General features: G+C 67.9%; 9 protein-coding genes and 1 pseudogene. 7 read left to right on the forward strand and 3 right to left on the reverse strand.

What is annotated here, in order from left to right; genetic code table 11:
* The 3 genes and pseudogenes from arsB to ABZ215_RS42890 all read left to right on the forward strand — a co-directional run.
* A partial coding sequence (gene arsB, locus ABZ215_RS42880) for an ACR3 family arsenite efflux transporter (protein WP_354956635.1) occupies positions 1-876 on the forward strand: 876 nt, incomplete at its 5' end.
* A 2-nt stretch (positions 877-878) separates the two neighbouring features.
* A complete protein-coding gene (locus ABZ215_RS42885) occupies positions 879-1,556 on the forward strand; it encodes an arsenate reductase ArsC (RefSeq protein WP_354956637.1) in 678 nt (225 codons plus the stop codon).
* A 249-nt stretch (positions 1,557-1,805) separates the two neighbouring features.
* Positions 1,806-1,967: pseudogene (locus tag ABZ215_RS42890) on the forward strand (permease); the annotation flags it as partial.
* A gap of 179 nt (positions 1,968-2,146) precedes the next feature.
* Here the strand turns inward: ABZ215_RS42890 and ABZ215_RS42895 are convergent.
* On the reverse strand, positions 2,147-2,416 hold the full coding sequence (locus ABZ215_RS42895) for a winged helix-turn-helix domain-containing protein (protein ID WP_354956639.1): 270 nt from the start codon (positions 2,414-2,416) through the stop codon (positions 2,147-2,149).
* A 413-nt stretch (positions 2,417-2,829) separates the two neighbouring features.
* Here ABZ215_RS42895 and ABZ215_RS42900 point away from each other — a divergent pair, with 413 nt between their 5' ends.
* The gene (locus ABZ215_RS42900; protein ID WP_354956641.1) at positions 2,830-3,549 is read left to right on the forward strand and encodes a DUF5753 domain-containing protein; all 720 of its coding nucleotides are present in this window, start codon (positions 2,830-2,832) and stop codon (positions 3,547-3,549) included.
* A gap of 12 nt (positions 3,550-3,561) precedes the next feature.
* Here ABZ215_RS42900 and ABZ215_RS42905 read toward each other — a convergent pair whose 3' ends face one another.
* Together ABZ215_RS42905 and ABZ215_RS42910 are read right to left on the reverse strand one after the other, a co-directional pair.
* A complete protein-coding gene (locus tag ABZ215_RS42905) occupies positions 3,562-3,873 on the reverse strand; it encodes a hypothetical protein (protein ID WP_354956643.1) in 312 nt (103 codons plus the stop codon).
* Between the two features lie 337 nt (positions 3,874-4,210).
* Positions 4,211-4,402 (reverse strand): hypothetical protein, encoded by a 192-nt coding sequence (locus ABZ215_RS42910; RefSeq protein ID WP_354956645.1) that lies wholly within the window; start codon positions 4,400-4,402, stop codon positions 4,211-4,213.
* 26 nt (positions 4,403-4,428) lie between these two features.
* Here ABZ215_RS42910 and ABZ215_RS42915 point away from each other — a divergent pair, with 26 nt between their 5' ends.
* From ABZ215_RS42915 to ABZ215_RS42925, 3 genes are all read left to right on the forward strand, one after another.
* Complete coding sequence (locus ABZ215_RS42915) at positions 4,429-5,151, forward strand: helix-turn-helix transcriptional regulator (RefSeq protein WP_354956647.1); 723 nt, start codon at positions 4,429-4,431, stop codon at positions 5,149-5,151.
* Positions 5,152-5,322: 171 nt separating this feature from the next.
* A complete protein-coding gene (locus ABZ215_RS42920; RefSeq protein WP_354956649.1) occupies positions 5,323-5,481 on the forward strand; it encodes a hypothetical protein in 159 nt (52 codons plus the stop codon).
* 10 nt (positions 5,482-5,491) lie between these two features.
* A partial coding sequence (locus ABZ215_RS42925; protein ID WP_354956651.1) for an HD family hydrolase occupies positions 5,492-5,988 on the forward strand: 497 nt, incomplete at its 3' end.

The following is a 5,988-nucleotide window of genomic DNA, read 5'->3' on the forward strand; positions in this document are numbered from 1 at the left end:
ATGTACCCGGTGCTGGCCAAGGTCCGCTACGACAGGCTGGACTCGGTCACCCGCGACCGGAAACTGCTGTGGCCCTCGCTCGTGCTGAACTGGCTGATCGGCCCGGCACTGATGTTCGCCCTCGCCTGGCTGCTGCTGCCGGACCTGCCCGAATACCGCACCGGCCTGATCATCGTCGGCCTGGCCCGCTGCATCGCCATGGTCATCATCTGGAACGACCTCGCCTGCGGCGACCGGGAGGCCGCCGCCGTGCTCGTCGCCCTCAACTCGGTCTTTCAGGTGATCATGTTCGGCGTGTTCGGCTGGTTCTACCTGTCCGTGCTGCCCGGCCGGCTCGGCCTGGACACCACCACGCTGAGCGTGTCCGGCTGGCAGATCGCCAAGAGCACGCTGATCTTCCTCGGCATCCCGCTCGTGGCCGGGTACCTCACCCGCCGCCTCGGCGAGCGCGCCAAGGGCCGCGACTGGTACGAAACCCGGTTCCTGCCGCGCATCGGGCCGATCGCCCTGTACGGGCTGCTGTTCACCATCGTCGTGCTGTTCGCCCTGCAGGGCAACCAGATCACCAGCCGCCCGCTCGACGTCGCCCGCATCGCACTGCCGCTGCTGGTCTACTTCGGACTCATGTGGGCCGGGTCCTACGCCCTGGGCAAGGCGATCGGCCTGAACTACGAGCGCACCACCACGCTCGCCTTCACCGCGGCCGGCAACAACTTCGAACTCGCCATCGCCGTCGCCATCGCCACGTTCGGCGCCACCAGCGGCCAGGCCCTCGCCGGGGTCGTCGGCCCGCTCATCGAGGTGCCGGTGCTCGTCGCGCTCGTCTACGTCTCACTCGCCCTGCGCCGCCGATTCACCACAGCCACCCGGGAGTAGCCATGGACCACATCGAAGGCGAACCCTGCCACGACATCGAAGACTGCCGCCTCGACGACCGCCACGTGCCGACCCTGCTCGACCGCGAAGCCGACGAACTCGCCCGGCACTTCACCGGCACCTTCTCGCCGGAGACCGTCCGCGAATGCGTCGAGGACTCCTACACCCACCTCGCCGCTACCGCTCGCATCGGCACCCACCTGCCCGTCCTGGCCGCCCGCTTCGCCCGGCAGCGGCTGGAAGCCACCGCCAAGAACCAAGGAGCCACCGTGTCCGACAAGCCCGAAGTCCTCTTCGTCTGCGTCCACAACGCCGGCCGCTCCCAGATGGCCGCCGCCCTGCTCGACCACCACGCCGCCGGCCGCGTCACCGTCCGCTCCGCCGGCTCCGCCCCCGCCGACACCATCAACCCCGCCGTCGTCGAAGCCATGAACGAAATCGGCCTCGACCTGTCCAAGGAATTCCCCAAACCACTCACCACCGAAGCCGTCCAAGCCGCCGACGTCGTGATCACCATGGGCTGCGGCGACGCCTGCCCCATCTTCCCCGGCAAGCGCTACCTCGACTGGCAACTCGACGACCCCGCAGGCAAGGGCATCGACGCGGTTCGCCCCATCCGCGACGAAATCGACCGCCGCGTACGCGCCCTCCTCAACGAGTTGGTACCAACCTCCGCCTGAGGTCCGGGCCATGGGCTGTCAATCGACTGCGCCACACCTCGTGAATTCAGTTCGAGTAGTGAGTCCAGCTTCAGGCCCCGCCAACCGAGACTCCGAGGCTCGGGTTCCTAGCGCTGATCGCGCTGATCGGCCAGGCGCTCTGGTCGTTCTGAGGCGGCCTGTTCGCCTGACGCGCACGTATTGCGAAGTGGAGAACCGGTGACCGTGACGTCCACGACCACCCGGCGGCCACGGCGGCGAATCACGTCGATGCTGCGGCTGTGCGCCATCCTGCTGGTCGCGATGCTGAGCCAGAGCTTCCTCGTCGACCTGTTCGACGCCCCGATGCTGCGCACCGGATCGACCGTGTTCATCGCCGTCGTGGTACAGGCCCTGCCCTTCCTCGTGCTCGGCGCCCTGCTCAGCGGCGCACGGGTACACGGTATCCAGAGGCGTCGGCATGAGGAGAAGGACAATGCGGCGTTAAGCCAGCGACAAGGACGACGGCCGACACTCCGGAGGTGAGCAGCCTCTGAAGCCCGCCTGCTGTTCTCCACACCAATGCGATCCCCCGTCGGGCGGACCGGTGGGCATCCACCGGCCCGCCCCGGTCACGTTCTCGGTCCCGCACGATCGGTAGCCCACAGCTTCGTGTCACAGATGAAGGTCCCCTTCGAGGGCACCGTGACCACGAGCCCCTCGTCCCGTAGGAGCTGAGTAGCGTGGCGAAGAGTGCCGAGCGCGACGCCAAGCTCGGCCGCCAGGCGCCGTTCGGCCGGAAGCGGCGTGTTGGGCGCAAGTTCACCGGATTCGATGCGGGCCTTGAACTGCTCGAAAACCGTCCGGTAGAGATATTGCGGAGTTCGACGATCTTTCGTCATCGCCGACTCCGGTGAACGCGCCCCCAGCCGTTCTCTTCGTTAAGAGCGACCTTCACTCGCTCGGGCATCGCGTGACGAGGGCGTTGCTGCGCTCGACCGTTCCTAGTCGCAGAAGGCACACGGCCACAAATACGCGAAATCCATCGCCACATATCTTCCCTCCAAGTTTGGTGCGAAAACTTACGCACCAAACAACGGTGCATTGCGGCATCAAGAGTGGGCAATAGCCCATCCGGGTCGTTCCGACAAAGGTCTTTCTCGGTACTCTTGACCTCATGCCGAGGCACCCCGATACGGCGAAGCAGCTCGACGACCTGCCACTCGCGCGTCTTCTACGCTCACACTGGCTAGCTCGTACGCCTCGGCCCACCACGCGAAACATCGGTCATCAGCTCGACGTCTCGCATACCACAGTGAGCCGGTGGCTGGATGGCACACTTCTCCCCACCGTCGAGCAGACGAAAGCGCTCGCCGACGCCCTCGGAATCACGGGCAAAGCACGCGCAGACCTGCTCCAGGTCGCGACATGGGCAACTCCGAAACGGGCAACCCCGAACCGCGGCACTCCCGGCCTTTTCGGCATTTCGCATTACACCGCCGACGCGTTGGAGCTCGAAAAGAAGGCAACCTCGATCACGGAATGGTCACCTCTGCGCATCCCAGATCTCTTGCAGAGTGACGATTACGCCCGTCAGGTTACATCCGATGGGAGCGACTTGCCCTCCAAATCCGAACGCCAGGCCGCCGTGGTCGAGGGACGGCGCACCAAGTATGAGGTTTTCCTCGGCCTGCCGGCGCTCACTTGGCGAGTGGGCGGCGTGGTAGTCATGGCGAAGCAGGTTGAGCGGTTGATCGAGGTACTCCGCCGGCGATTGGCCGTAGTGCGTCTCGTGCTCGAGGGTTCGGACTGGCATGACGGGCAGCTTGGCCCTTTCGTGCTCTACGAGCGTGACGATGGCGAGGGCGCCGTCGTCATCCAGCACCTCGGGTCGGTCACCCTCCTGACTGATCGAGAGCTCGTCGAACGCTACCGACAGCTTCGCGCCACGCTCGAGCAATTGGCCCTGCCCCCCGAGGAAACTCTTCGACGTCTCGACGATGTTCTGCGGGAATTGAGAACCGCGTCATCGTGAGGCCGCCCGCGGTCAGTCGTCGCGACGGCGTAGGGCGTAGGCCGGGACGAGCTGGTCGACGACCTCGAGCTTGTTCCGCCGCACGTCCGCATAGGGGATCTCGAAGTCGACGACACCGAGCCAGTCCCCCTTGGCGGTGGAGAACCAGCCGGTGAGGCGACCGAGTACCTCGCCGGTCATGTCCAGTCCGATGACCACGGTGTGCACGGGCGCACCCGGGACCCGCAGGTAGATCGCGTCCAGCCGGACCCAGACCGGGGTGATGACCGGTACCCACCCGTGGTCGGCGTCTCCGGTGAACCGCGTGTAGGGGCTGTGCAGCATCCGCGGCCTCCTACTGCCGGACCGGAGCCACAGTTTCAGTGCCGCTCCGGCGATCAAGGTAGGGCTGGTCATCGAACTCGGCCCGCGCGGCCACCGACCCAGGGGCGCCGAGGTGCCATGCCGCCGGGGAAGCGCCGTCGGCCCGGCACGCCCCACACTCGACCGCGATCGCGCCGCGACCGACCACAGCCCGATACCCCGCGGCAGCGAGAGAGTGCCGTCCTGCCCTGCACGTCGCCGGCAGGACGATGAGCCGCTCACCGTGGGCGTCAATGCGGAAGTGGGCGAGGCCGTCGTACCCCTCACCGCCCGGGCCTTCCATGCTCATGACCCGAGGCTAACACGTCATCGAACGTTTGTTCGAGGCGATGCATCGCCCAGACGCGGGCGGCCGGGACGAGGGTGCGCCACAGGTCAGCGCCTGGTCCATGATGCGTTCGGCCAGGCCGCGCTCGAGGTCGTGCTCGCCGGCGATCCGGTTCACCAACCGGTCGAACAGCACGGGATCGATCAGGTAGCTGCTGGTCACGATGCCTGGGTGTCGTGGCGGGGTTCGTGCTCAAGCTCGCCCGCCAGTTCGCGGGGGCGACGCAGGATCAGTTCGCCGAGGCCGCGGGCGTCGACGTGACGACGGTGCAGGGCTGGGAATCGGGCCGGCGCCCGCTCGCGGCGATGCAAACCCGGGACTTCCTGCGGCTCCGGACAACGCTGACCCGGCTGGGCGCGCCGGCCTCCGTGGGCCGACACCTGCACGAGGCCATCGAAGCCGACCTGGTCCTCGCCGCGGCCGTCGACGCCGGCCCGGCGTGGCTGGACCCCGCGCAGCATCCCCTAGCCGGCAACGTGCATCGCCGGTCGCTGACCAACCTGATCACCTGTCCGATCACCGGGGTCCTGCCCGAACAACTCCGCCCACTGGCCACACCCACACGACGACGAGGCCCAACGGCCTCGCGACCCGTGCTGTACGCCGACGAGCGAGCACGCTTCTTCGCCCACATGCTCACCCTCGCCGACCGCGCCGCCGGCCCCGATCAAGCCCTGCTGCGGCGACAAGCGATCTACCTGTTGAGCTTCGACCAGCGGCCCGCGAGCGTCGACTGGCTCCGCGGCGAGTGGGGGCGCGCCAGCCGCCGCCCCGTCGAGACCGACGACGTGAACCTGCTGCTGGAAACACGCTCCGCCTCGGTCGCGCTGGCCGGCCGCGGCGACTGCGACGTGCTGAGGGACTTCACCGCCGCCATGCCCATCGGCTCGGTCCCGGACGTGCGAACCTGAACTACTGGGCCTACTGGATCGGCGAACTGCGCGAGGACCACGTCGACGACGCCTTCATGCTCCACGCCGACCCGCGATCTTGGGGCGGGATGCACCTGCTGAAGCACCTCACCCGGCGGGTGGCGCCGTCAGTCGCCGCACCTGCCGCTGAACCTGCACACCCTGGTCACGTTGATAGCCTCACGCCCGTCACTGCTGACCGACCGGCCCCACCTGCGCCCGCCGCTCGAGGAGGCCGTCGAGGTGGGCCTGTCCACCGACGAACTCACCCGCGCCGAGCGGGACCAGTTCGCCGACCTGCACTACGCCCTCCGCATCGCCGACCGATAGGAGCCCCTGCGTGTCCGACCCCAGCGCCATCGCCAGCTTCGGCTACGAACTGGGCATCCTCAAACGGATCCGGCGCTCGGGCTGGTGGCACGCCGGCGTCCGCGACCCCGAATCCGTGGCCGAACACTCCCTGCGCGTCGCCCAGCTCGCCGGACTCCTCGCCGCCGAAGAAGGCGCCGACCCCGCCCGCGCCGCCTACCTCGCCCTCTGGCACGACACACAGGAAACCCGCACCGGCGACCTGCCCCACACCGTCAAGCCCTACCTCACCAAACCCGACCCCAAGCACATCACCGCCGACCAAACCGCCCACCTGCCCGACACCGCCCGCACCTCCGTCCGCGACGCCGTCGACGAGTACGAGGCCGCGGAAACCACCGAGGCCCGCTGCGCCCGCGACGCGGACAAGCTCGAGATGCTCCTCCAAGCCGTCGAATACCGCGACATCGGCATCCACCGCGTCCAGGGCTGGATCGACAGCGCCCTCAAAGGCCTATCGACCACCAC

It is taken from the genome of Amycolatopsis sp. NPDC006131 (assembly GCF_040614175.1).
In the GTDB taxonomy this organism is placed as follows: domain Bacteria; phylum Actinomycetota; class Actinomycetes; order Mycobacteriales; family Pseudonocardiaceae; genus Amycolatopsis_E; species Amycolatopsis_E tucumanensis.